This window comes from Microcoleus sp. A6-C6 (assembly GCF_036705955.1).
GTDB lineage: Bacteria > Cyanobacteriota > Cyanobacteriia > Cyanobacteriales > Microcoleaceae > Microcoleus.
The window spans coordinates 42,324-64,135 of record NZ_JAUBVR010000002.1 but is presented as its reverse complement, the minus strand read 5'-3'; the positions used below and the strand labels follow the sequence as shown (position 1 = coordinate 64,135).

Genomic DNA, 21,812 nt, shown 5'->3' with positions numbered 1-21,812 from the left:
TTGGTGCACAGAACTGGGCGATCGCGCGATGGTCATTGTGTATCACGTCTTTGTGTATTCAACTGTAAAACTTAAAATTGCACGGGCGATCGCAAATAGCTAACAGCTACATTATGACCAAATTGACTCTGGTAATCGGCAACAAAAATTATTCCTCTTGGTCGCTGCGCGCTTGGCTGGCGATGAAACAAGCTGGACTGGAATTTGCCGAGGTGAGAATCCCCTTAGACTGGCCGACAACGCATGAAGAAATTCGGCGCTATTCTCCCTCGGGAAAAGTGCCAGTTTTAATCGACGGCGATCTGAAAGTGTGGGAATCTTTAGCAATTTGCGAATACGTTGCCGATCGCTTTGCAAATGATTTGTGGCCGACAGATGTAGCGGAACGGGCGATCGCCCGTTCCATCTGCGCCGAGATGCACGCAGGATTCCAAAATCTGCGCGAAAATATGCCGATGGACTGCCGCAATCGCTATCCAGGTGAAGGAATGACTCCCGGTGTCGAAGCAGAGATCGATCGCATCTTTGCCATTTGGCGCGAATGCCGCCAAAAATTCGGAACAGGCGGCAATATGCTGTTCGGAAAATTCACAGTTGTTGACGCTATGTTTGCCCCCGTTGTCATGCGTTTTGTCACCTACGGAGTCAAATTAGATTCAGAATTAAAAGCTTATGCTGATGCGATTTTGGCACTGCCTGCAATTCAGGAATGGGTAGCAGCAGCTTGCAGCGAATCGGAAAGTATTGCACACTTGAAAATGTAGCAAAAATCAGTTTACTTAACCTAAAATCTCAGTCTAAAATCTCAAATTTGAAATCAGGATGCGGATTCTTTTAGTTGATGATGAAGTTGAGTTAACTGACCCTTTGAGTCGAGTTTTAAGCCGCGAAGGTTATACAGTTGATGTGGCATTTGACGGAGCAAGTGGCAGCAATTTAGCAATGCAGGGAAGTTACGATTTGCTAATTTTGGATTGGATGCTGCCGAGACAAACCGGACTGGCAATTTGTCAGCAATTGCGATCGCAAGGACGGAGTACGCCAGTCCTATTTCTCACCGCCAAAGACACCCTAGACGATCGCGTACAAGGACTCGACGCCGGCGCAGACGACTATTTAGTCAAACCTTTTGAACTGCGAGAACTGCTAGCCAGAGTCCGCGCATTACTGCGGCGGCCTCCTACTTTTGATGCCGAGGTTGCTGTCGGGCGGCTGCAAGTGGCAGATTTACAGCTAGACTACGACAATCAATTAGCTTATCGGAGCGATCGGACAATTGACCTATCAGAAAAAGAATGTCAATTATTAGAATACCTAATGCGGCATCCCGGTCAATTACTAACACACGAACAAATCCACCAATACTTGTGGAGTGAAGCAGAAAAACCCAGCAGCAACGTATTAGCAGCTCAAATTCGCCTGCTGCGGCGCAAAATAGAAGCACCGGGTGAATCCGTCCTAATTCACACAGTCTACGGCAGAGGCTATCGCTTTGGAGAAGATAGGACGGCGGTTGAAACCGCGTCTTCTCAAACTAAGTCCGCCTCTGCGGACTGAACAAAACAACCTAATTTTAACCTTCCACTATTCAACCCGCTTTTCTAAGCTTTTGTCTGTATAGACGCGCTTTCAACCGCCGAGTCTTCTTGACAAACCAAAGTAATTACTGTCACCTCCGGCGGACAAAATAGCCTCCCCGGCGCATAAGTCCCCAAACCGCGATTCACATACAACAAATTACTCCCAACCCGATGCAAACCGCTAGCCCATTCCCAATGAGTAACTACTCGATCGAAAGCCGAGAGAAAAGGAATGAACTTTCGGATTGCTGGAGGAATCAAATAACCAATCTTTCTCACCCAAGCATACAAAGGCCCGATCCCAGGAATCACAATTTGACCGCCGTGAGTGTGCCCAGAAAACTGCAAATCAATCCGCCACTTTTGCAGATTTTCAGCAGTATCAGGATTGTGAGACAACACAATCCGAGGAATCGCCGGATTGATTGATATCATTACAGGTGTAGGCGCAAAATCGCCAGACCAAAAATCTGCAAACCCAACTAAAGCCAATTCAGACCCCAAAGGATAAATAGCTTCATTGTACAAAACCCGAATACCTGCATTATTCAAAGCATTAGCAACCTTAATTTTTGCCCCTGGGTAATAGTGATCATGATTGCCTAAAACAGCGTAAATTCCCACCCGACTCTGCAAGTTTTTCAAGCGCTGCACTAAGTCATAAATAGGTGCGGGATCGTAGGTAATAAAATCTCCGGTTAAAAAAATTAAGTCTGGTTCCGCTTCATTAGCCGCTGCAATCGCCTCTTCTAGCAACCATTCCGACAGCCGCTTCCCGTCATAATGAAAATCAGTAAGCTGTACAATTTTAGTACCCGATAGATTTTCTGGAAGATTTGCGATCGGTATTGTTAAACAGTCTACCCGCAGTTTCCCAGTTAATAACCTGTGCATAAATCTAAGGTTTATTGACAGAGCGCAATTTATAGCTTAGCAAATAAACAGGCAAGACTGCAAAACTAAATATTTTTCCCTCTTCATTAAAAATAAGGGTGATGTTTGGAGCGTTGCTTAAATGCACAACAGCTTAGGGCGGACAGAATATAGTTAACGACTAATAACTAAGTAGGTAGGTACGAATAAATTCGTCTACGGGGATGGCTGCCGCTTTTTCTCCAGATACTGCTGGTGGTAATCCTCTGCTAGATAAAAATCACCAGCGGGTAGGATTTCAGTGGCAATATTTTTGTCGTATTTATAGGACATTTGCAATTTTTGTTTTGACTCACGAGCTGCTTTTTCTTGTTCGGAATTGTGATAAAAAATCACTGATCTGTACTGTTCGCCTCTGTCGGGGCCTTGGCGATTGATTTGGGTTGGATCGTGACAATTCCAGAATACATCTAGCAATGCTTCGTAACTCACTTGCGATCGCTCGTATTCTACCAACACTGCCTCAGCGTGACCGGTGATGCGGGCGCAAACATCCAGGTAGCAGGGATTTGGCCAATGACCTCCTGTGTAGCCCGCAGTAGTCGAGACGACACCCGCAACGGCGCGAAATTTGTGTTCGACTCCCCAAAAACAACCGGCGGCAAATGTGGCTTTTTCCATTGTGTTAAGAAGAAGGAAGAAGGAAGAAGGAAGAAGGAAGAAGGAAGAAGGAAGAAGGAAGAAGGAAGAAGGAAGAAGGAAGAAGGAAGAACAGAAATGGAAGTCGGAGGACGGCTTTAGTTATCGTCCCGATAGAAATGATAAGACATACACAGCAAGCTTTTTAGCGATCAATTATTTTATGTTTAATTAAGTAAGTTGATTTACTTAGTTATCTGATTGGGATCAAACTTGGCACTCTGATTATACTTGACAGATTCCCATTAGTGTGCATTCCCAAACTAATCGCGGCTGTACGTAGTTTAGCAAATATTGGCGGGCTTTTTCTAAGGGCTCTAAGGGCGATCGGCTAATCCGCCCTGCCAAAAATTGCTGCCAGTAACAATGCTGTAAATAATCGATTAACCACAACTGAGATTCAGTATCTAAAGTTTTATCAATTTCCTTGGCTAACTCTAAAGCCGATCGCAGATTTTGAGGTAACTGCTTCACTTTTTGCAGGAAATCATCGGGTATTGATTGCAGTTGCTGCCAAATAGCAATTGCTTCCCCAGGACTTCCCTGCGCCATCCCCATTACTTCGGGATGGGATAAAATCTCGGCGAATCCTGCTTGCTGCAAAACTTGTGCCATTGCTTCGGGATTCAGTCGAGAAAACTGGATTTTTTGACAGCGGGAAATCAATGTTGGCAGCAAAGCTTCCACAGTTGGAGCAATTAAAATTAGCGCTGCTTTTCCCGGTTCTTCTAATGTTTTTAATAAGCCGTTGGCTGCTCCTTCACCCATTGTTTCTGCTTGTTCCAAAACTACGACTGAACGCCCAGCTTCTAGGGGCGGTCTGCTTAGAAATTCACCGATTTCTCGAACTTGTTCTAGGCGAATTTTAGGCGGTGCTTTTCGCTTTAAGCCTGCTTCTTCTGCTTCTTTTGTGGAAAGCCGTTTGCCTTGGTTCATGTAGGTTGGTTCTACCCAGAGTAAGTCTGGATGATTTCGCTGTCGCACGCGATTTTGTACGGATTCTGTCGATCGCCTTTCGGGAAGATTGGCTGAGAATAAAAGCTCGATGAAACACTGGGCGGCTAAGCTTTTGCCGATACCGTTAGAGCCTACAAATAAGTAACCGGGAGCAATTCGGTTGCGATCGACTGCTTGGGTTAGTAATTCTACGGCTCGATTTTGTCCGATTAATGATGTGAAATAATCCATGTGACAGTTGATAGTTGACAGTTGATAGTTGATAGTTGATAGTTGATAGTTGATAGTTGATAGTTGATAGTTGATAGTTGATAGTTGATAGTTGATAGTTGACAGCCCCCTGACGCACCCTATGGTTAGTTAGGTAGGAACTTAGAAATCGGTTTTTTTATCGAGATTGGGGATTTTTAGCAAAAAGTTTGGTAAAAAACCCGGTTTCTGGCTACGTATGTCAGCTTACTTTTCAGCATTGGGATTATTTGAATATCCCCAAGCTTCTAACTTGCGAGTTACGATAGCTTGAATTTCCTGGGCGATTGCATCTTCAGGGCGATCGGCATTGATCCGGACAATTCGAGATTTATTTGACTCGGCTAATTCTGTAAAACCTTGCTGTACGCGCTTGTGAAACTGCAAATCAGCTTGCTCGATGCGATCGCGCTCTCCCCTAGCCTTTACCCTCGCCAAACCCGCCTCCACGTTAATATCCAGCCACAAAGTCAGATCGCTTTCCAAGCCGCCGGTGGCAATAGCATTCAACTGTTTGATTAAATTTAAGTTAAGATTGCGGCCGTAGCCCTGATAAGCAATCGTAGAGTCAGTAAAGCGATCGCATAAAACAATCGTTCCCTTCGATAACTCAGGTTTGAGACAAGTTTCGACGTGCTGAGCGCGATCGGCAGCATACATCAATAATTCTGCCATCTCGGATACAAATTCTTCCGGATCTTGTTTTAATAGCAAATGTCGCAGTCCCTTTCCCAACTCCGTACCCCCCGGTTCGCGAGTAACCACCAACCGGACTTTCTGAAAGTAACTTGCTCGCAGCAAATGTATCAATCGCTGCATTTGCGTAGTTTTGCCCGCACCTTCAACCCCCTCAAACACGATAAGTTTGCCCTTCATTGCCTTAACTTTCCATCTAAATAAAATAAATCCATATTGTTCTGTTCATCTCTTCTAGGTTCGGTATGATAATAAAATCTAAATGCCTCACCGCTGGAGTTTTCTATGGCTCGCTATACTGGGTTTTTTATCGTTGCCGTTCCCATCGACCGTCTCCGTCAGTCCCTGATTGAAATTTTAGAGTCATGCAATCTTGACATTATCTACAATACAGGAGATTCGCTCATGGCTCGCGAAATTCCCGGTCAAGTTTCGATTCCCAAACTTGTCACCGCCGAAGTCCTAATTGAGAAAAACACGGCTAGCGACTCAGAGGTTCGGATGAACTTCGTGATTAAAAACGAGGAATTGCCCTTGCAAACCAACAACCACTGCCGTCAAATGTTCGAGCTAGTCAGTCATTCAATTATGAATAACAATAATTGGCGACTCTTGGAAAGTATGGCACTGTAGCCATCAGTCATTAGTCATTAGTCATCAGTCATTGGTCATTAGTTCCTAGCTAATCACCAATGACTGATGACTTTTAGGTGGAAGGCATACATTTAAGGTCGAAAGTTGCGACGCAGCAACAAAGAATTTGTAACTACGCTAACAGAACTAAATGCCATAAATGCACCTGCCGCCGCCGGACTGAGTAGAATTCCGGTTGCAGGTAGCAAGATACCGGCTGCAACCGGAATTCCCAGAGTATTGTAAGCAAAAGCCCAGAATAAATTTTGGCGAATCTTATTAAAAGTAGCGCGCCCAAGGTCGATCGACTCAACAACATCCATCAAAGCATTTCGCATCAACACAATTTGAGCAGTCTCAACCGCCACATCAGTGCCACAGTGCAAACCGATACCAACATCAGCTTGAGCTAAAGCCGGCGCATCATTGATACCATCTCCCACCACAGCCACTTTACAGCCTTGGGCTTGCAAACTGGTGATCGCCCTGGCCTTCCCATCCGGCCGCACTTCGGCCAAAACATCAGCCGCCGTCAAACCTAGCTGCTGCGCCACCACCGCCGCAGCCGACGCAGTATCCCCCGTCAGCATGATCACCCGCAATCCCATTTCCCGGAGGCGATCGACCGTCGCCTTAGCATCCAGCCTCAGAGTATCTTTTAGCCCGATTACCCCCAGCAAAACGCCCCCAGAAGCCACGTAAACTGCCGTTTTGCCCTGCAAAGACTCCGACAATTGCGTCGCCACAACGACCCCCTGCTCGCTCATCCACGCGGCATTCCCAGCGAACACCCGCCGGCCATCCACCAAAGCAGAAACCCCAAATCCCGGTTCCGTGTAGAAATCCTCAGCAGGTAGCAGCGGCAAAGCTTGTTTTTGAGATTCCAGTAAAATCGCGGCGGCGATGGGATGACAAGCGCCTCTTTCCACCGCCGCCACAATTTGCAGCAGTTTTGAGTCAATTGTGGAACAGGCATCTTGTCTGTTTCCAGAAACATCATCAATTGCGGAAATTGTGGAAATTGTGGAAATTGTGGAACAGGCATCTTGCCTATTTCCGACATTAATATCCGAGTTAAAATCCAAATCAGAATTCACAAAAATCGGCAAATAATCAGTGAGTGTGAGATTGCCGGTTGTGAGAGTCCCAGTTTTGTCAAAAACCACCGTATCTAATTGATGTACCCGTTCCAAAACATCACCGCCGCGAATCAAAAGCCCGCGTTCCGCCCCGATGCCAGAACCGACTAAAATTGCAGTTGGGGTAGCCAGTCCCAAAGCGCAAGGACAAGCAATAACTAAAACTGCGATCGCCAATTTCAAACTTAACAGCAAAGAAGATTGATAATGAATCATGGGTAATTGATTTCCCAGATTGATTGCGCCGTGTTCCATATTCATCGCCCCTTGTCCTAAAAGCACAGAAGGCCAAATATGAGTCCCGGCAAAATACCAAAATAGGAAAGTTAAAGCCGATATCGCCATTACGCCATACACAAAATATCCGGCGACAGTATCAGCTAAATTTTGAATTGGTGCTTTGCGAGTTTGGGCTGCTTGCACTAAAGCCACCATTTGGGCTACAGTTGTTTCTTGACCGGTGCGAGTTGCCCGCATCACAACTGCCCCGGATTTATTGATAGTTCCCGCCGCAACTGTATCTCCTGGTTGCTTTAAAACTGGCATCGATTCGCCAGTCAGCATCGACTCATCTACAGTTGTTTTGCCTTCGCAGACTTCGCCGTCTACGGGAATTTTTTCGCCTGGCAAAACTTGCAGCCATTCTCCGACTCGGACGCGATCGGCTGGAATTTCAATGTATTGTGGATTGTGGAGTTGAGATGTCGAGTTTACAGGCAATTCTTGAGAGCCCAAATCTAAAATTGGGAGTTTAAAATCAACTAAGCGGGCTGTCGCGGGTTGTAGTGCGATTAAAGCTTGTAAAGCTGATGCAGCGCGCCGTCTGGCTTGCTGTTCGAGAGTTTTGCCCAACAAAATAAAGCCCAGCAGCATCACTGGTTCGTCAAAAAAGCACTCCCATCCCATGCGTGGAAACAGCAGCGCCGCGTTGCTAGCGGTGTAAGCTGTGACTGCGCCTAAAGCTACTAAAGTATTCATGTTGGGTGCGTTTCGCCACAAACTGCGGCAGCCGTCAACGATAATCGGGCGGCCAGGTAGCAGCAATGCGAGGGTGGCGAGTCCCCAGTGAAACCATATGTTGCTGAGAATTGGGGCTTTGGTGCCGAGGATGTGACCTAAACCGGATAGAATAATTAGGATTAGGGCGATCGACAATTGATTGATTTGCTGTCGAATTTCTTGCCGCCGTCGTTCAATTATCGCCGCTTCCGCTTCCCGCTGATTTCCACCTAAGCGAGACTGGGAGGGAAATCCATTATCAGTCAATTTTTTTGCTAAAGCTTCTGCATCGACAGCCCCCGGTTGACACTCAACCGTTGCGACTTCTACGGCTAAGTTAACGCAAGCTGAAATTACGCCTGAATGCTGCATGAGTTGGCGTTCAACTGCTTTGGCGCAGCCCGCACATTTCATCCCGCTGACATCGAAAGTAACAAGTTCTGGCGGCGGTGATTCTTTAACTGGGATGATTTCGGGTTGAATTTCGGGGATTGCTTTGGGGACAAATTGCATGGTTTTTTTTGGTATTGATTAGAATATTTTGGTGTTTCGGAAATTGTTTAATGCAAAAATGAAATAAATGTATCCATTTTGATAATAGATAGTTTCTCCGGCATCTACCGAAAGTGTTAGTTTTTTTTAATTTTTCTCCCAATTCTGAAGATTAGATGGCGGTTGAAACCGCGCCTACACAGACAAAACCCGCCTTCGCGGGTTGAAGATTAGACGGTTATTGTCTTCAGTCCGCGGAGGCGGACATGGTTTGTATAGACGCGGTTTCAACCGTACGTCTTATATTAGTTAGTATCGATCTTTTACTTGACGAATTTAGCTATGACAGAATCACAGAAATTTTATATTGTCAAACGTCCTGCTGGCAATTGCGAGATTTTACCCATCGCCCAAATCGAACAGCAAAGCCCCACTATTATAGAACAGTGGGGCCCTTATGATTCTGCTGAAGATGCGATCGCCCGACGTATCGGATTAATTCGTGCCCGAAAATGTCAACCGCAATAAATCAGATTCCATAAACCGTTCGATTGTTCGGACTTTAGTCCTTCAAAACTTGGAAAGGACTGAAGTCCGAACGATCAAACTTGCTACTTAGATTTAGAAGGTGTCGGACTCGGTTTGGCCTGCGCCGCAGTCGGTTTAGGTGACGCAGCCTTCGGTTTCGACTCAGCCTTATCGTTCCCGGTTTTACCAGTAACTTGCTTTGTCAAAACTTCCAAAGCTTTCGCGTACTGCGGATCTGCCGTCGTAGCAATTTTATCGCGATCGCGCCGCAACTCCTGTTTTTGAGCATCAGTGAGTTCAACCACAAAATCCGGTTTAATTCCCATGTGATTGATATCGGTGCCATTGGGAGTAAAATACTTGGCAATTGTCACCGCCAAACCGGAACCATTTCCCACGCCGCGTACTGACTGAACTAAACCCTTACCAAAGGTTTTTGTTCCCACCAAAACCGCGCGCTTGTTGTCTTGTAAAGCACCGGATAGAATCTCGCTAGCACTTGCTGAACCGCCGTCTACGAGTACAACCAAGGGTTTGTCGGTGATCTCTCCCTTGTTTGCAGTTTGTTTGTCTGCTTCACCGACGCGATCGACCGTTGAGACGATCGTACCTTCTTTGAGCCACATCCGAGCAATTTCAATACTGCCGTAGAGCAACCCGCCGGGATTTGAGCGCAAGTCTAGGATATAGCCCGTCACCTTTTTCTGTTCCAAATCCTTAATTGCCGATCGCATTTCCGATGCAGCATTGGCGCTAAACTGATTTAAGCGAATATAGCCGATTTCGCCGATCGGGCTTTTCTGCACCGACTTCCGCACGGGATGAATTTCAATTTTCGCGCGTTTCAGCTTAAATTGTAATTCCTTGGTATCCCGCAAAATAGTCAGCGTCACCTCAGTATTCGCCTGGCCGCGAATCAAACTTACCGCTTGATTCGTATCCATGCCTTCCGTGCTCTTGCCGTCAATCTTAGTAATGATATCTTTTGCTAGAATACCAGCAGTAAAAGCCGGAGTATCCTCAATGGGAGAAATCACCACCAACTTCTTAGTTTTCTCATCTTGAGTTAATTGAATCCCGACTCCAATCAACTCCCCAGAAGTTTCAACCTGCATATTTTTGAACTCTTCAGGGTTCATAAACCGCGTGTAAGGATCATCAAGCTTCTTCAGCATTTCGCGAATTGCCTTATAAGCTTCCTCATCGCTGGTATAAGTCCGGTTCAAATAATCATTTCGCACCGCTTTCCAGTCAACCTGGTTAAAAGTGCCATCAACATAACTTTTGTCAATAATCTGCCAAACTTCATCAACCAACTCTTTAGGACTTCCCCGAAAAGAAGCCAGAGATTTAGAACTGCAACCAGTGTTGACAAGAGTTACAGCAGTGAGTGCAACTGCTGTAGCACTTAGAATAAGCCCTCGTTTTGTTATAACCATTTGTCTGACGCGCCGGAGCAAAAGATTTCAGAATAATCACGCCCAATCTAACACAGGCAAGGCTTGGTCGGATTTTGGATACATATTTATTCAACTTTGCCAAGTTGTATTCCCGAAGCCGAGGCTGCCGCGCCTGAATGCGGACGCGGGTGTAGGGGATGGATTTGCAAATGCCTAGAATCCTTTGTATATCTGCTGCACAAGTCTCGATCCCCTAAATCCCCCTTAAGAAGGGGGACTTTGAGAAGACTTTCTTGTCCCCCCCTCTTCTTAAAGGGGGCTAGGGGGACTTTGATCGCTCTTGTCCCCCCCTTCTTAAGGGGGGCTAGGGGGGATCAGGCCTCGGATAAAAGCGAGATTTTTCAACGGTTTCAGGCGATAGTTGACACCAATGGCTTTGAGCATCGCCCCAAACCTCAAAACTAAATCCAGCAAAACCTATTCAGGTTCAAACCAGCGATCGTCCGACTTAATCAAATCAATCAATTCTGCCACACCCTGAGACTCAGGAACCTTCTTAATCTCATCCCGGCCGCGGTACAGAGAAATATAACCCGGTTGCTTCCCGACATAGCCATAGTCAGCATCAGCCATTTCCCCCGGCCCATTGACAATACAACCCATAACTGCAATATCCAAACCAGTGAGATGCTTCGTCGCCTCCCTCACTTTGTGCAGCACATCCTCCAAATTAAACAAAGTGCGGCCGCAGGAAGGACAAGCCACATACTCAACCATCGTTTTCCGCAATCCCAAAGCTTGCAGAATGCTGTAGCAGACAGGAATCTCCTTTTCCGGCGCCTCTGTCAGCGAGACGCGAATCGTGTCGCCGATACCGTCAGCCAACAGCGGGGCGATACCAGCCGTGGATTTAATGCGGCCGTATTCGCCATCCCCAGCTTCCGTAACGCCCAAATGCAGCGGGTAATCCATCCCCAATTCGTCCATCCGGTACGCCATCAAGCGGTAAGCAGCCACCATCACCGGCGCGCGGGAGGCTTTCAGGGAAATCACGATGTTGCGGAAGTCGAGGGATTCGCAAATTTTGATAAATTCCAGGGCCGATTCCACCATACCTTCGGGGGTGTCGCCGTAGGTAAACAGCATCCGTTCGGCGAGGGAACCGTGATTAACGCCGATTCGCAAAGCTTTACCTTGATCCCGCAGGGAAATCACCAGAGGTTCCAGGGTTTCGCGGATTTTCTCGCCAATTTCCGCGAATTCCGCGTCAGTGTATTCGCTTCTGTCGGCTTTGGGCTTCTCGAACACGTAAAGTCCCGGATTGATTCTCACTTTGTCTACGTGTTTGGCGACTTCCAGGGCAATTTTCATCCCGTTGTGGTGGACATCAGCAACCAGGGGCACGGCTTGGTAGGTTTCCTGCAATTTTTGCTTAATTTCGGCTAAAGCTTTGGCGTGGGCCATGCTGGGCACGGTAACGCGGACGATTTCGCAGCCAATCTCGTGCAATCGCCGAATTCCTGCGACTGATCCGTCGATGTCGAGGGTGTCTTCGTTAATCATCGATTGTACGACGACTGGGTTGCCTCCGCCGATCGTGATGCTGCCGACTTTGACGGGACGGGTTTTGCGGCGTTTGATGCTGGTGTCGAAAATCGGTTCGGTTGTGGGGGTTTTAGTTGGATTGGGCAGAGTTTGCATAGTTGATTGGTAGAGTTTTGTTACGAAGGTCTATAAAATTGTGTCTGCTGTTTTTTAGGTTGCCACAGAAAGGGTCTGTTTGGGTAAACAGGTTTTGGGATTTAGGATTCTTAATGAAATTGCTGCGAATTTGTCGATCTAATTATGTCGGAAAAGGGCGATCGAACTAAAAGCCAACCATCACCGGGAAGGCGAACTGAAGTTAGACCCGTGGAACTAAACCGAACTTACAAAATACAGTTAAAATACAGGCTAGGCCGAGATAAAAATTAATATTGGTTGGCGGTGAGGAGAATGGTTTGGGAAGCAGGGCAGGGGTTATATGGCGATCGGTATATTATTGAAGCCAAGTTAGGTGAGGGCGGCTTTGGGGTCACGTACCTAGCGCAGAAGGCGCAAAACAGGCAGCGGGTTGTCATCAAAACGCTTAAAGATGAATTATTGAGCGATCCAGATTTTGCCCGGTATCGGGAAAGATTCCTGCAAGAGGCGGTAAAGCTATTTGTGTGCAAGCATCCCAATATTGTGCAAATATACAACTATTTCGATCATGGTAATTTGCCTTGCATTGCGATGGAATATGTGGCAGGAGAAGATTTGTGGAAATGGGTGAAAAGGCGCGGTATTCTGTCAGAAACTGAAGCTTTAAACTACATCCGCCAAGCAGGAGAAGCCGTAATAGTTGTTCACGAACAAGGTTTACTCCATCGGGATATCAAGCCACAAAACATTATGGTGCGTGACAATCAAGATGCAGTTTTGATTGACTTTGGTTTGGCGCGGGGTTTTATTCCAGATCGCACTCAACAAATGACTTGTGAATTAACACATGGTTTTGCGCCTCTCGAACAATACGCGGAAACTGGCAGATTTGCTGAGTACACAGATGTTTATGCTCTGGCGGCAACGCTATACTATCTGCTAACGATAACACCACCAACTCCTGCATACTTGAGGGCTTCAAATTATCCTTTAAAGCCGCCGTATCAGATTAATCCTAATATTAGCGATGCGGTGCATCAGGCAATTATGAAAGGGATGGAAATGGATGTGACAAACAGGCCTCACTCAGTGCAACAATGGTTGGCTATGCTTCCCCAACCTATAAATTTGATTTCCGCAAAAGGAGTCGATTATGGTAAACTCGATCGGCTGTTGGCTAGCGAAAAATGGCAAGAGGCGGATCACGAAACGAAGAATAAGATGCTGGAAGCAGCAGGCAGAACAGGGGAGAGGTGGTTCAGAATTGAAGATATTGATCGATTCCCCTGTGAAGACTTACGAACTATTGACCAACTTTGGGTAAAATACAGTAACGGACTTTTCGGCTTTTCGGTGCAGAAACGCATCTATGAAAGTCTGGGAGGAAGCGGAGAATACGATCAGAAAATTTGGGAAGCTTTTGGCGATCGGGTAGGTTGGCGTGTGAATAGGCGTGAATGGTTGTACTATAATGATCTAAAATTCAATACCAAAGCACCTCAAGGACACCTCCCGGCGGGGGTCTGGTCAATGCGGTCGGGCAATAGTAGGGTGGGGGATAGGTGGAGTTGGTTCTCTTCTCTCGCGTCGAGACTTGTAGACTGTAACATCTAAGCGTTTCCGGTTTTCATAAAGATTTATTACAAAGGCATAAACCACGAAACCACGCCAGTTCTACGTTTCCGATACCTGGCATATTCAATTTACCAAATTACTAAAGAGTAGAAACCAGCTATTTTTTGATCGGCTGTAATAATAGCAGCTTGACTTCTTTTGGCAACTGCTACAACCACTCTATCTGCTGGATCTCGGTGTTCCCATTCTAACTTGACACTTTGTAGCCAAATGTCCTCATCAATTGGTACGATCCGAATAACATTAGACTTTTTCAAAGTAGCGATATAGTCATCAATGCTTACTCCTAAATCTAACTTATGATTTTTGTTTTTGATAGCTATTTCCCAGATTGCCGTTGATGGAACCAAACCATTTTTTTCTTGTTCCATCTGCTGAAAAGCTTCTTTTGCCCGTTGAGAAAGTTTGTCTGGATCTAAACTCCACCAGATGAGAGCGCAGGTATCAAGGACAAATGTCATACTTCCCGCCATTCTTCAGTTGTTGGCGTAGTTAAATCTTCAAAATATTTTACTTTCCCCCGCATATCCTTAAATAATTCTTCAGTTGAAAGAGACTTTTCATACTGACAAATTCTCACAACTGGTTTATTCCCATCCATCACTACAATTTCTTCGCCTTCAAGCTCGACAAGTTGCAATAATTCTAGTAGTTGAGCGGTTAACTGACTTTTGTCAACGGTTTTCATAGGACAATGATTTGTGTTGTGTTAAAACTACATTATATCTCAATAAGATTCACTTAGCAAAACGTGTCATTGCGAGTCGCGATCGAGATATTCGCAAAGCCAAAGAATACTGGATAGAATTCAGGAGTAGAGACGATGCCTAAAACGCACAGTTACCATGATTATCTGATTAACTCGCTTCAAGACATTGAAGAAACTGCTGCTTATATTCAAGCAATTTTAGAAGAAACAACACCGGAACCTGAACTGTTACTGACGGTACTCAGAGATGTACTTAAAGCTCAAAGTCAAGTCTCTATCATAGCTGAAGACGATTTACAAAATTGGGATAAACTTCAGGAATTGCTGAAAGCATCAGGGGGAGAAGAGATTTACCGATTTATTGGTTTGCTGAAGGCTTTAGGATTAAAGACAGAGATTGCAGCTAGTCAAGGTAAAACACCAGAAGTATCAATAAATTCTCGTGAAGTAGGGTGCGTCAGCTAGGGAGAAGGATTTGGCGTTTTGTTTCATCCTAGCGTGGAGGACTTTTAATGCAAAACTTAACTCAATTAACTCAGCTTGAATTAGTGCTTCTTGAATTAGTGGCTAAAGGTCAAGGAAAGTGGAGTTGGTACGAACTCGCCAATGCACTTTCCTATCGAGATGTACCGCGAGAACCTGACATGATGGTTGTCTTAAAAAAACTGTCTGCTGATGGCTTGGTTAAACGATATATCGAAACAGGTTCGCCCCGCGACAGATGGGAATTGACGGCGCAAGGGTCGATTTTGCTGACAGACAAAACTGCTTCTGAGCTTACTAATTTATGCAAATATGTTGAAGTTTAACTTAAAAATGAAATTTGTAGTTTGCATTAACAATCAAGATTATCAAGCATCCTTAGAAGTGCGAAAAATCTATCGAATCATACCGGATAATCGCGCTGCGGAACATCACTTGATTCGAGTTATTACCGTATTGAATTATACCCTGCTCGCGAGCGTCGCGCTTGCACTGCGCTCGGAAAAATATTATTCCGATGCAAACGGCAACAATATCATACATCTCTAAATTAGAAGCGGTATGTTGTTGGGATGCGAGCCCTGTTTGAGCGCTGAAGTACAACAACTTACCTCTGCCTTCATAGACAAGATTGTAATTCTTGATCTGCTGTTGAAATACATCTGCGTTGGGCTGCGTTTATCTACCTTGAAGGAGCGGTTTTGCGATCGATCAAAGATTTATCCAATAAGTCTCAACCCATAAATCTAATCAAATCACCACTTCCCCAACGCCCCCCAAACAGTACCCGAAATTACGCCCCAAATCGCCCCCAAACCAGCTCCCACGATCGCACCCGCCACAGGCGCCAACTGCACCGACACCCCACTGCTGACAGCCGGAAACATCGCAGAAACCCCCGCCCCCAACACCGCACCCGCAAAAGTCCCCAAAAAACTGCCCCAAATCGAACCCAAAGCCGCACCGCTGACACCCGAAGGCTGAAACGACACCGGCAGCTTCGGCGCAAACCCACAAACACCCAACAAACTCCCAGAAACCACACCCCCGATCGCACCCACACCCGCCGCCACGATCGCCACACCCAGCAATAAACCCCCAAACTCGATCATCGGCCGCATCTGCCCGTTATATTGCTGCCAAACCACCAACCCAGCCCCCAAACAAACACCAGCCCAAGTCCCTAAAAACGCTCCCCAAACCGCCCCCAAAAATGCTCCCCGCCGGCCCCACACTCTGCCCATTGGCAGCGCCAGAGGAGGCGGAAAACCAGCCCAAACACAGCCCCACACAGTACCAATCCCCGCGCCAGATAAAATCGCCTGTCCGATCGCCGAATTATCACTAATCGCCCCAAACACCACACCGCTGATCGCAGCCAAAAAGAAAGCCCCCCAGAGAGTCCCCACCAAAACTCCCCCCCACTTCCGCCAAATCTGGTTCGGCGACAAAGTAAAAATACCCCACATCATCCCAAAAAAACTGCCCCAAATCGAACCGACAAAAATCGCCCCCAAAATCGCGCCGCCACCCTCAGTGATTGCCGAAAAAATCCCCGCCACCGCCGCCAAACACAAAGTCCCCCAAACACCTCCCCAAGCAGCATCCTGAACAATGCGCTCAAACTTGCTAGGGGGAATCCGAGGCACCGGAGTCCGACTCCGAGAAGGTATCGGTAGCATCGGCAGTTGATAGTTTCCCATTTGGCGTGGCAGCCCCGTGGACTGGTGTTGGCGGCGCACTGCGGTCTCCCTCACGACGGGCGGTGGCTGGGGCTTTTTACGCTTGGTTTTCGCGGGCTGCAAGTGCAATCCGTTGCTGACTGCCTGCCGCGAAGGAAACGGATCGCGACCTTTGAGAAGTTTTGCCCGATCGCACCAAGGGCACCGACTCAGATGATTTCCGTATTTGTGCTGAGTGTTTTTGCTGCAAGTAATTAGGGAATCTTCGGCTTCCCGAATCGCATTCACCCAAGTTTTCGCATCCGGGCGCGCCGCCGGATTGCCGTGCCCTTCCTCAAAACAGCGGAGAAACATCTGCCGCAGTTGGGGATGCAGCATCTCGAAGGCTGGCGCAGCGGGCATCGGGCGGTAGGGTATCCGCTTGGTACCGCTGGGAAAATGGCCCGATCGAATTCTCGCTTCCAAAGACGGCGGTTCGTCGCTACCGAGATAAACTCCCGAAAATGGGTGCGTACCTTCCATCAGCAATTGAAAAATTAATACCGCTAAACCGAACAAATCGTGCTCTGGAGCTCGATCGATATCACGGAAAGTCTGCCCCTGCAATTCCGGCGGCGTAAACTCCGGTTTCCCCACCGGACACCGATAAACGTAACCTGTATAAGGATCGCGCACTTGAAACGAATCGGTGTCTACCAGCGTTACCAAAGCCGTATCCGTGACGAGAATGTTCGACTCGTTGACATCGCCAATGACGTAACCCCTGACGTGGAGGGCGTTTACAGCCGAGGCGAGATTTCTGGCGGTGCGATGGAGGTAAAGATAGTTAAATAGCGGTTTTTGTTCGCGCCTGGTTTTGGGTGTGTAGAAAGTGTGTACCGGCAAGGCTTTCTTGACGCGCGGCATCACAAAACCGACGATTTTTTCGCGCCCGCCGACAGTATGCAGCAAATCTATCGGCCAAGCAATTGATGAGTGTCCCACTTCCGAGATCGGCGCATCGGGCGGCATACTGAACATGACAGTGAGTTTGTCGCCGTCTTCGTCTGTCGGTTTGTGGTAGATTTTTGCTACAAGGGACGAGTCTTTGGCGATCGGGTAGATGCGACCTTCACCGCCACTGGCGATCGCGCTGTTGGTGTCGATCGCAATCAGTTGTCCGCTAAATTGGCGCTGCAACTGCATAGAATTCCGTTAGGGGATAGAGGATTAATCAATTTGAGATTTGAGATTTTGGATTTTAGATTAAAGAAAGCTACCCCACTGATAAACCCGTAATTCTATTTTATTGTGAGATGGGCATCCTGCCCGTCCTGGAAAACTCAGCAAGAGGCTTTCGGGCCTGTTCCACAATAGTTCAATTTTGCAATTGTGCTTACAATCGATCGGGATCGATTCCCATTTCTCGCAGTCTTGATTCTAAAGCTTGCGATCGCGATCGTTCTTGTTCCAGCAGCATTTCTGCCTGTTCGGCCCGCTGTCGTTCTTGTTCAGCCCGCAGCCGTTCTTGTTCGGCCCGCGCCTCGGCTTGCTGTCGCAGTCGATCGATCTGAGCAAAACTCATAAACGCTTCTCCAGAGGGCCCGAACATTTCGAGTCCTGTTTCAGATAATTGAAACCGCACTCCCAGTCTCGGACTTACCCAACCCTCCATTTGTTCAATCTGTTCTAATTTTCCCTCAACCCGCAACCATCCTATCAGTTCCAATTTTTCTGGATCGTACAAATAGTATTCTTCCACACCGTAGCGTTCGTAAAATTGAAATTTTTGCATCATCGGAGTCAGACGATTTCCCGGCGACCAAATTTCAAAGGCGACTTGCGGCGCAATATTATCTTCGTTCCACTGTTGATAGGAACCTCGATATCCTTTGGGGATGCCAAAAATTGCCATCACATCTGGTGCTTGGCGTAGTTTATTATTCCCTTCCACCGGATACCAAAGCAAGTCACCTGCTACCAAAACATTTGGATCGTCTGCAAACAGCAATTCTAAATTTTCTTTAATCCAAACGATTAATCGAAACTGATCCGTATTGTTTGACATCGGTTCGCCGTTATCGTCGGGGTAGATGATCTTTGATTTTTCGGGAGATTGCAGTTGTGTAACCATTGCTGTTTTCCCATATTTTTTAGGAGTTGATTTTATTTTAGTCGATCGCCTGTTTCGTCTTCCAGTTCGTCAACTGCGGTTTTGATGAAATTATCCACCAGCCAGTCGCGGGTACGCGAGAAATTGCTCTCCAATTCTAGGTAATGACTGCCTAATTTTGTTTTAAAGTCTTTCGGGAAAATCTCTTTAGCCCCTAACAGATTTTTCCAACGAGTTAGCTGGCTGCTGTTGCGATCGGGAAAGCGGTTGTACAGATAGTCGATCGCGATCGCCTCAAGAATGTCCGCCCCCAGGATTTCCCGCCGTTTTAGCTCATTTTCCAGCGTACCTTTCGACTGCTGAGTTAGATCGAGATGTTCGCCCAGAGTTGGTTCAATCAACTTTTGAATCAGCCAGTTACCCGCACGGCAAAAATCGCGATCGAACTCTAAGTAAATCGCGCCAAACAAAGCCTCAAAAGTCTCAGCTAAAAAAATATTGTACTCGCTTTTGTCTGTTTCTTTCCCGCTCCTAACCCGCCAACTAAGTTCCTTCAATTTCCAACTTTGTGTAAATTCCGCCAGTTTTTTATTGTCTGCTAAACGAGATTTTAAAGTTGAGATAGCATCGCAGTTCAGGTAGGGATATTCGCGGTACAGGTAATCGGTAACAACAGCACCGAAAATCGCTTCCCCTAGGAGTGACAGCCGTTGCTGCTTCACCTCTTGCCCAGTGGGAGACTCGTGCGGGCGATCGCACTTGCTGGTATGGCAGTGGCTGGTCAAGGCGATTTCCAGCAGTTTGGTTTGCCCAAAGTCCGAAAGGTCGATCGCTACTTTGACTGCTTCAACATCTACCTGTTTAATTTTGATCAACTCTAATTCTTCTTCACATTTTCCCCACTTTTCCAACCAATCACCGCCAGCATCTTCCACATAGAAATCAACAAAATCTACCCCATGATTCATCCAATTATCCTGCATTTTTCGGGCAGCTTCTAGTTCTTCAAAGACTTTTTGCAAGTTGCTTTCAACGGTGCTTGTGCCTTGTACTGTCATAGTATTGATGTTGATGTAATTTGATTTTATTTCCAACAACTTCACCGCGATTAAATCAAATCTCTATCTTTCGTAGGGTGCGCAATGGGTACCTTACCGCTATTGATTGCTGCGGTAAATCTTCCCGTTGCTTAGCATTTGTATCAAGTACCTGTTGCCGCAGTTTGCCAGACACCTCCCGGAAATAGAAAATGGGAGGAAAAATCTTGGCATAGCCTTCCTTTTTGCGGGAAGCGGGCTGAGGGTTAGGTTTGTGGCCTTGTCTAGAATTCTGCAATATGTGAGTTATTCAAAATTTTTTCTTCACCGAGTTTTTAGCAGTCGAACTATTCTCAGCAGCAGATCGGGTGAATTTATGGGAATTTGAGGTAACGACCTGCGGGCAAATTATCACTATTATATAATGCAATGTTAACTAACTGGTTCAGGAAATTTGCATCTTTTGTATCATAACTTAAAAATAGTCCTCTGTCAATCCCCCAGCCTTGAAGAGTTTGTTGCCATTGTTGATATTTTTGTTCCGAAAATTCATCAGAAAGAGTGGTGACTTGAATGCAGAGGGGCTGCTGTTGGCGGTTGCTAACGATCGAATCGGTTGCCATAGAAAGATCTGCTACATAGCGATACAAAACACTGCCTTGGCGTTCGACTATCCGGGAGGCGATCGCACGAATGACGCCATCGTCAGCCGGATCGAATTTACCCGCCTTGAGTTTTTGTTTCCAGATGTAAAATTTGCGATCGTTTTCACTCAGCCATTTAGGAAATAGATAGCCGTACCAATACCTTTCTCCCGGAGTCATTAACTCAAACGCCGCTTGTTTTTCTATTTCCGAAGGTAGAGATTGAACTGCCAGCCAAACCTGAGAATCTCGGATAAGCTGTAGCAAAAAAGCCACCACAAATTTCTTAGCAGTTAGCGAACCGGGTTTAACATCTTTCACCCAGCGATTGATTTCATCCAATCTTCTCGCCAAACTCGGATCTATGAGAGCTGCTTCGCTAATTAGGGAGTTGAGCTTATCCTTAATATCTTGTGCTTGCAAGTGACGACCTACTGTACAGACTAAACCAAAATTGTGTGACACCTCGATTTTATTATAGAAGCGCGCCAAATTTTCGCCGCTGGCTCGGTTCAACGAATTAGACTTGTTGCCAAATTCAGAATCGGGAACTTTTAACCGCAGATCAACGCCGATTGACGCAGATAGATGTTGGCTTTTGCAATTGATCTATTCTAAATTTTCCTTTTCCTCCGAACTCGCAAAAGTTGCCAACAATAATGTTAAGTCATCATCGGTGCGTTCGGAGACTCTGGGCGATCGCAAAAACGACTCTAACTGCTCTTTTGCATCCGAATCTTCCTTCGCTTCGCCCGAAAACCGAAACAACGGCGTAAAAAACGGCTTGTGGGGGGTACCTTCGGGGATTTTGAGAGCTAGCATTTGCAAGCCATCGGAAAACACAGCTAAGTGCCGCAGTTTTTCCCGAAGTACCTGAAATTGCGCTGTTTCGATCGCATTTGGCGAAACCAAAAAGATGGTTTCGTTGATATATTCGCCGCAGGGAGGTATCGTAAGGGCGATCGCATTTCCCGCACTATCACCCGCCACCGCCGCACCATCACCAATTTGAGCAACTGCGATCAATTCCGGTGTAGCAACAACCGCAATTAAAGTGCAAGCCAAATCTCTCGCCGCCACTTCCCGCGTTGCCGCTTCTGCTTCCACAGCCGCCCGTGCGACTTGCAGAGAAGCTGTCAAAAATACGTGCCATTCGCCGTCATTTTCAGGCTGCAAATCCTGTTGGCAAATCGTTTCCACAACCGCTTCCACAGCAATTTTCGCTCCAACTTCTGCGAGTACAGCCGAACCCGCGCCGTCGGCAACTGCTGCCACCAAAACACCGTTAGGTAAGACGCGCCAGCAGTGGGCATCTTGACAGGGCTGCGATCGTTTTTCGTGGCTCGTACCAGTCACCGATGCCGCGACAACTTGCCAATTAAAAGATGAATTCTCCATTAATAACTCTTGTATTCCAAACTTCGTAAATTCAAAACTATGGAAATTCATTGGGAGCATCTCATTGTTGTAAAAAGCATTTTTCTGTAGTAGTGCTGTCCCCGCTCGCTTCTATAACCAAGCCAGCGGGGATAGCACTCTTAAAGAAAAATTGAGATTCTCCCAATTCATTGTAAGCACTTCGCACCCATGACTAATCACCAA

Annotated in this window: 23 protein-coding genes; 9 read left to right on the top strand and 14 right to left on the bottom strand. The window is 46.6% G+C overall.

All coding sequences use genetic code 11. From position 1 onward, the window contains the following. The first annotated feature begins 113 nt into the window (after positions 1 to 113). A complete protein-coding gene (locus QUB52_RS01675; protein WP_332972229.1) occupies positions 114 to 764 on the top strand; it encodes a glutathione S-transferase family protein in 651 nt (216 codons plus the stop codon). A 58-nt stretch (positions 765 to 822) separates the two neighbouring features. Continuing rightward, entirely contained in the window at positions 823 to 1,557 is a 735-nt protein-coding gene (rppA, locus tag QUB52_RS01670; RefSeq protein ID WP_332972228.1) for a two-component system response regulator RppA, read from the top strand. A 44-nt stretch (positions 1,558 to 1,601) separates the two neighbouring features. On the opposite strand, the gene QUB52_RS01665 is transcribed toward rppA, so the two are convergent. Further along, on the bottom strand, positions 1,602 to 2,474 hold the full coding sequence (locus QUB52_RS01665) for a metallophosphoesterase (RefSeq protein ID WP_332969001.1): 873 nt from the start codon (positions 2,472 to 2,474) through the stop codon (positions 1,602 to 1,604). A gap of 195 nt (positions 2,475 to 2,669) precedes the next feature. Continuing rightward, on the bottom strand, positions 2,670 to 3,134 hold the full coding sequence (gene msrA / locus QUB52_RS01660; RefSeq protein ID WP_332972227.1) for a peptide-methionine (S)-S-oxide reductase MsrA: 465 nt from the start codon (positions 3,132 to 3,134) through the stop codon (positions 2,670 to 2,672). On the opposite strand from msrA, the gene QUB52_RS01655 reads away from it, so the two are divergent. Then, positions 3,121 to 3,327: a hypothetical protein gene (locus QUB52_RS01655; protein WP_332972226.1), complete on the top strand. Its 207-nt coding sequence runs from the start codon at positions 3,121 to 3,123 to the stop codon at positions 3,325 to 3,327. The genes msrA and QUB52_RS01655 overlap by 14 nt on opposite strands. A 50-nt stretch (positions 3,328 to 3,377) precedes the next feature. On the opposite strand, the gene QUB52_RS01650 is transcribed toward QUB52_RS01655, so the two are convergent. Then, a complete protein-coding gene (locus QUB52_RS01650; RefSeq protein WP_332972225.1) occupies positions 3,378 to 4,340 on the bottom strand; it encodes a DNA polymerase III subunit delta' in 963 nt (320 codons plus the stop codon). Between the two features lie 225 nt (positions 4,341 to 4,565). Next, on the bottom strand, positions 4,566 to 5,234 hold the full coding sequence (gene tmk / locus QUB52_RS01645) for a dTMP kinase (RefSeq protein WP_265233711.1): 669 nt from the start codon (positions 5,232 to 5,234) through the stop codon (positions 4,566 to 4,568). Positions 5,235 to 5,339: 105 nt separating this feature from the next. On the opposite strand from tmk, the gene QUB52_RS01640 reads away from it, so the two are divergent. Next, positions 5,340 to 5,687: a hypothetical protein gene (locus tag QUB52_RS01640; protein WP_265233712.1), complete on the top strand. Its 348-nt coding sequence runs from the start codon at positions 5,340 to 5,342 to the stop codon at positions 5,685 to 5,687. A gap of 92 nt (positions 5,688 to 5,779) precedes the next feature. Here QUB52_RS01640 and QUB52_RS01635 read toward each other — a convergent pair whose 3' ends face one another. After that, positions 5,780 to 8,338 carry a heavy metal translocating P-type ATPase gene (locus tag QUB52_RS01635; RefSeq protein WP_332972224.1) on the bottom strand — a complete coding sequence of 853 codons (2,559 nt, stop codon included), beginning with the start codon at positions 8,336 to 8,338 and terminating at the stop codon, positions 5,780 to 5,782. Positions 8,339 to 8,659: 321 nt separating this feature from the next. On the opposite strand from QUB52_RS01635, the gene QUB52_RS01630 reads away from it, so the two are divergent. Next, positions 8,660 to 8,845: a DDE transposase family protein gene (locus QUB52_RS01630; protein WP_265233714.1), complete on the top strand. Its 186-nt coding sequence runs from the start codon at positions 8,660 to 8,662 to the stop codon at positions 8,843 to 8,845. An 83-nt stretch (positions 8,846 to 8,928) separates the two neighbouring features. Here QUB52_RS01630 and ctpC read toward each other — a convergent pair whose 3' ends face one another. Together ctpC and ispG are read right to left on the bottom strand one after the other, a co-directional pair. Further along, positions 8,929 to 10,284 (bottom strand): carboxyl-terminal processing protease CtpC, encoded by a 1,356-nt coding sequence (gene ctpC / locus QUB52_RS01625; RefSeq protein ID WP_265233715.1) that lies wholly within the window; start codon positions 10,282 to 10,284, stop codon positions 8,929 to 8,931. A gap of 438 nt (positions 10,285 to 10,722) precedes the next feature. Beyond that, on the bottom strand, positions 10,723 to 11,946 hold the full coding sequence (gene ispG, locus QUB52_RS01620) for a (E)-4-hydroxy-3-methylbut-2-enyl-diphosphate synthase (RefSeq protein WP_332972222.1): 1,224 nt from the start codon (positions 11,944 to 11,946) through the stop codon (positions 10,723 to 10,725). 294 nt (positions 11,947 to 12,240) lie between these two features. On the opposite strand from ispG, the gene QUB52_RS01615 reads away from it, so the two are divergent. Continuing rightward, complete coding sequence (locus QUB52_RS01615; protein WP_332972221.1) at positions 12,241 to 13,542, top strand: serine/threonine-protein kinase; 1,302 nt, start codon at positions 12,241 to 12,243, stop codon at positions 13,540 to 13,542. A gap of 89 nt (positions 13,543 to 13,631) precedes the next feature. Here QUB52_RS01615 and QUB52_RS01610 read toward each other — a convergent pair whose 3' ends face one another. Both QUB52_RS01610 and QUB52_RS01605 read right to left on the bottom strand, forming a co-directional pair. Then, the gene (locus QUB52_RS01610) at positions 13,632 to 14,024 is read right to left on the bottom strand and encodes a type II toxin-antitoxin system VapC family toxin (RefSeq protein WP_332972220.1); all 393 of its coding nucleotides are present in this window, start codon (positions 14,022 to 14,024) and stop codon (positions 13,632 to 13,634) included. After that, positions 14,021 to 14,251, bottom strand: a complete 231-nt coding sequence (locus QUB52_RS01605; RefSeq protein ID WP_332972218.1) for a prevent-host-death protein — start codon at positions 14,249 to 14,251, stop codon at positions 14,021 to 14,023. The genes QUB52_RS01610 and QUB52_RS01605 overlap by 4 nt, the downstream gene beginning before the upstream one ends. Before the next feature lie 135 nt (positions 14,252 to 14,386). On the opposite strand from QUB52_RS01605, the gene QUB52_RS01600 reads away from it, so the two are divergent. From QUB52_RS01600 to QUB52_RS01590, 3 genes are read left to right on the top strand one after another with little or no spacing between them, the layout of a single operon-like run. Beyond that, positions 14,387 to 14,737: a helix-turn-helix domain-containing transcriptional regulator gene (locus tag QUB52_RS01600; RefSeq protein WP_332972217.1), complete on the top strand. Its 351-nt coding sequence runs from the start codon at positions 14,387 to 14,389 to the stop codon at positions 14,735 to 14,737. Positions 14,738 to 14,784: 47 nt separating this feature from the next. Further along, positions 14,785 to 15,081, top strand: a complete 297-nt coding sequence (locus QUB52_RS01595) for a hypothetical protein (protein ID WP_332972216.1) — start codon at positions 14,785 to 14,787, stop codon at positions 15,079 to 15,081. Continuing rightward, entirely contained in the window at positions 15,068 to 15,304 is a 237-nt protein-coding gene (locus QUB52_RS01590; protein WP_332972215.1) for a hypothetical protein, read from the top strand. Before QUB52_RS01595 ends, QUB52_RS01590 begins: the two co-directional genes overlap by 14 nt. Positions 15,305 to 15,510: 206 nt before the next feature. On the opposite strand, the gene QUB52_RS01585 is transcribed toward QUB52_RS01590, so the two are convergent. The 5 genes from QUB52_RS01585 to QUB52_RS01565 form a co-directional block, all read right to left on the bottom strand. After that, a complete protein-coding gene (locus QUB52_RS01585; protein WP_265233727.1) occupies positions 15,511 to 17,622 on the bottom strand; it encodes a DNA-binding protein in 2,112 nt (703 codons plus the stop codon). A gap of 190 nt (positions 17,623 to 17,812) precedes the next feature. Beyond that, on the bottom strand, positions 17,813 to 18,550 hold the full coding sequence (locus QUB52_RS01580; protein WP_332972214.1) for a Uma2 family endonuclease: 738 nt from the start codon (positions 18,548 to 18,550) through the stop codon (positions 17,813 to 17,815). A gap of 32 nt (positions 18,551 to 18,582) precedes the next feature. Beyond that, on the bottom strand, positions 18,583 to 19,587 hold the full coding sequence (locus QUB52_RS01575) for a ribonuclease III domain-containing protein (RefSeq protein ID WP_332972213.1): 1,005 nt from the start codon (positions 19,585 to 19,587) through the stop codon (positions 18,583 to 18,585). A gap of 353 nt (positions 19,588 to 19,940) precedes the next feature. Next, positions 19,941 to 20,675 (bottom strand): hypothetical protein, encoded by a 735-nt coding sequence (locus QUB52_RS01570; RefSeq protein ID WP_332969016.1) that lies wholly within the window; start codon positions 20,673 to 20,675, stop codon positions 19,941 to 19,943. 144 nt (positions 20,676 to 20,819) lie between these two features. Continuing rightward, a complete protein-coding gene (locus QUB52_RS01565) occupies positions 20,820 to 21,608 on the bottom strand; it encodes a PP2C family serine/threonine-protein phosphatase (protein ID WP_332972304.1) in 789 nt (262 codons plus the stop codon). Positions 21,609 to 21,812 lie beyond the last annotated feature (204 nt).

Excerpts from the sequence above, each read along its gene's own strand:
- QUB52_RS01575 (WP_332972213.1), bottom strand. The coding sequence starts at position 19,587 with ATGACAGTACAAGGCACAAGCACCGTTGAAAGCAACTTGCAAAAAGTC.
- QUB52_RS01600 (WP_332972217.1), top strand. The coding sequence starts at position 14,387 with ATGCCTAAAACGCACAGTTACCATGATTATCTGATTAACTCGCTTCAA.
- QUB52_RS01615 (WP_332972221.1), top strand. The coding sequence starts at position 12,241 with ATGGTTTGGGAAGCAGGGCAGGGGTTATATGGCGATCGGTATATTATT.
- QUB52_RS01595 (WP_332972216.1), top strand. The coding sequence starts at position 14,785 with ATGCAAAACTTAACTCAATTAACTCAGCTTGAATTAGTGCTTCTTGAA.
- QUB52_RS01565 (WP_332972304.1), bottom strand. The coding sequence starts at position 21,608 with ATGGAGAATTCATCTTTTAATTGGCAAGTTGTCGCGGCATCGGTGACT.
- QUB52_RS01630 (WP_265233714.1), top strand. The coding sequence starts at position 8,660 with ATGACAGAATCACAGAAATTTTATATTGTCAAACGTCCTGCTGGCAAT.
- rppA (WP_332972228.1), top strand. The coding sequence starts at position 823 with ATGCGGATTCTTTTAGTTGATGATGAAGTTGAGTTAACTGACCCTTTG.
- QUB52_RS01610 (WP_332972220.1), bottom strand. The coding sequence starts at position 14,024 with ATGACATTTGTCCTTGATACCTGCGCTCTCATCTGGTGGAGTTTAGAT.
- QUB52_RS01585 (WP_265233727.1), bottom strand. The coding sequence starts at position 17,622 with ATGCAGTTGCAGCGCCAATTTAGCGGACAACTGATTGCGATCGACACC.
- tmk (WP_265233711.1), bottom strand. The coding sequence starts at position 5,234 with ATGAAGGGCAAACTTATCGTGTTTGAGGGGGTTGAAGGTGCGGGCAAA.
- ispG (WP_332972222.1), bottom strand. The coding sequence starts at position 11,946 with ATGCAAACTCTGCCCAATCCAACTAAAACCCCCACAACCGAACCGATT.
- QUB52_RS01640 (WP_265233712.1), top strand. The coding sequence starts at position 5,340 with ATGGCTCGCTATACTGGGTTTTTTATCGTTGCCGTTCCCATCGACCGT.
- QUB52_RS01650 (WP_332972225.1), bottom strand. The coding sequence starts at position 4,340 with ATGGATTATTTCACATCATTAATCGGACAAAATCGAGCCGTAGAATTA.
- QUB52_RS01665 (WP_332969001.1), bottom strand. The coding sequence starts at position 2,474 with ATGCACAGGTTATTAACTGGGAAACTGCGGGTAGACTGTTTAACAATA.
- QUB52_RS01605 (WP_332972218.1), bottom strand. The coding sequence starts at position 14,251 with ATGAAAACCGTTGACAAAAGTCAGTTAACCGCTCAACTACTAGAATTA.
- QUB52_RS01675 (WP_332972229.1), top strand. The coding sequence starts at position 114 with ATGACCAAATTGACTCTGGTAATCGGCAACAAAAATTATTCCTCTTGG.
- QUB52_RS01580 (WP_332972214.1), bottom strand. The coding sequence starts at position 18,550 with ATGGTTACACAACTGCAATCTCCCGAAAAATCAAAGATCATCTACCCC.
- QUB52_RS01635 (WP_332972224.1), bottom strand. The coding sequence starts at position 8,338 with ATGCAATTTGTCCCCAAAGCAATCCCCGAAATTCAACCCGAAATCATC.
- QUB52_RS01590 (WP_332972215.1), top strand. The coding sequence starts at position 15,068 with ATGTTGAAGTTTAACTTAAAAATGAAATTTGTAGTTTGCATTAACAAT.
- msrA (WP_332972227.1), bottom strand. The coding sequence starts at position 3,134 with ATGGAAAAAGCCACATTTGCCGCCGGTTGTTTTTGGGGAGTCGAACAC.
- ctpC (WP_265233715.1), bottom strand. The coding sequence starts at position 10,284 with ATGGTTATAACAAAACGAGGGCTTATTCTAAGTGCTACAGCAGTTGCA.